At 60.8% G+C, this 1522-nt stretch carries 1 protein-coding gene; it reads right to left on the bottom strand.

Going from position 1 to position 1522, the window contains the following annotated elements; genetic code table 11:
- Positions 1–658 precede the first annotated feature (658 nt).
- Positions 659–1291, bottom strand: a complete 633-nt coding sequence (locus KAK09_RS18525; RefSeq protein WP_210880397.1) for a recombinase family protein — start codon at positions 1289–1291, stop codon at positions 659–661.
- Between the last annotated feature and the right edge of the window lie 231 nt (positions 1292–1522).

The following is a 1522-nucleotide window of genomic DNA, read 5'->3' as shown; positions in this document are numbered from 1 at the left end:
TTCCACGGTATAGATCTCCCCACCCTCCCTGCAGCCGCAAGAAGGGAAAAGTGGCAGAATTTTACTCCGCCCGCAGCGAGACTATCCCGCCGCTACCGTGGCCTAATTTTGCACCGCCGTTCTCAGTGCTAGGGCTTCTTCGTCTTCGAGGAGAACTCCGAGAACTGGGTCTCCCAAGGCGAAGCCGATGATCGGTCATGCTCAGGGTCATCCAGCGATGCTGGGTCACCTGAGGGGGCACCTTTAATGGTCTTCTTCCTCTTCGAAGAAGGCGAAGCCGTCACCTGAAGGTTCACCTATATATATACGGAGGGCGGATTATCCGGGGGGTGCATGCTAGGGGTTCCCTTTATTCTATACGGAGGGCGGATTATCCAGCCAGAGCAGCCGAGGTGTCGTCTCCTCCATGAAGTTGCGAAAGGGACTGTTCACCCCACCTCTCACGCCCCGCGAAGAGAACCCCGCAAGGCCACCCAAGCGGGCACCTCACGGGGCACAGGAACAAGGTCATGAGAAGGCAGGCGTAGTGAATGTCACCCCAGAAGACCCGACCGTCGTCGCATAGCTGAACCCCGTGTCGCCGCTACTCGTCACAGGATGGGCCGCTCAGGTCCGGTCTCATTAGGGCAAGGGGGTGGGTTATTCGCATGAAGTCGGTTCAGCTTCCCCACCGTTCCAGCGCCGCCTCGGCCTTCGCCGGGTTCTGGGTGATACGAATGACGGCGTTCCTGTTCACCCCTGTGGCCTTCGCTATCGCTGACTGACCCTGACCAGCCTCGGCCAGTGCAACCACCTGCTCAAGCTGCTCTCTCGTGAAGGTGGGCTTCCTGCCCTTGAACTTCTCAGGAGAGGCCACCTTGTGGTGCGCGATACCGGCCCTCTGAGCCTCCTTCGTGGCCTGTGCCTGCGCCTCTGCCTGCGCCGCCATGAACCCTATCAGGGCGTCCCTCACGGCGCTCTCCATGGCTGTCTTGGGGCGGGCATCGAAGACCATGCCGTTGATCACCGTCTTGACCGTCACGCCCTTCCTGAGGAGGCCCCTAAGGGTGTCCGTGACGTCCTGATAGTTGCGCCCGAGGCGGTCGAGCCACCGCACCACCAGAGTGTCCCCTTCGCGCAGCATGTGCAGGAGCCTCTTGCCGCCCTCCCTATCGGCCAGCCGAGTGCTGACCCCTGAGGTGCCGTGATCGGTCACCACCTCGTCGATGGGGAAGCCTGCCTTGGTGGCCTGCTCAAGCTGGTGGTCGCTGGTCTGCTCCGACGTGGAGACGCGGACGTAGAGAACGTGCATGATCGGGGTTCCTTACCTGTGTTCAAGGGTTCTGCTCACAGACATGGAGTGTTCACAAGGCAATGTCAACCCTCATGAACACCCCTCAGGGCACCTTTCACGCTGCTCTCTGAGGTATACCCTATGAACAGTTCTTGCGAGCAGCCTCTGGGCAACCGCATGGGCGACGGCAAGAACAGGCGCAGGCGGGGCAGATCGACGATGATCTCCACCGGCTCACGCTGAACAAGG

Source organism: Roseovarius autotrophicus, from assembly GCF_018069895.1.
Lineage (GTDB): Bacteria > Pseudomonadota > Alphaproteobacteria > Rhodobacterales > Rhodobacteraceae > Roseovarius > Roseovarius autotrophicus.
Note: the sequence above shows the minus strand (reverse complement) of the source record. Positions and strands in the feature narration are given on the sequence as shown.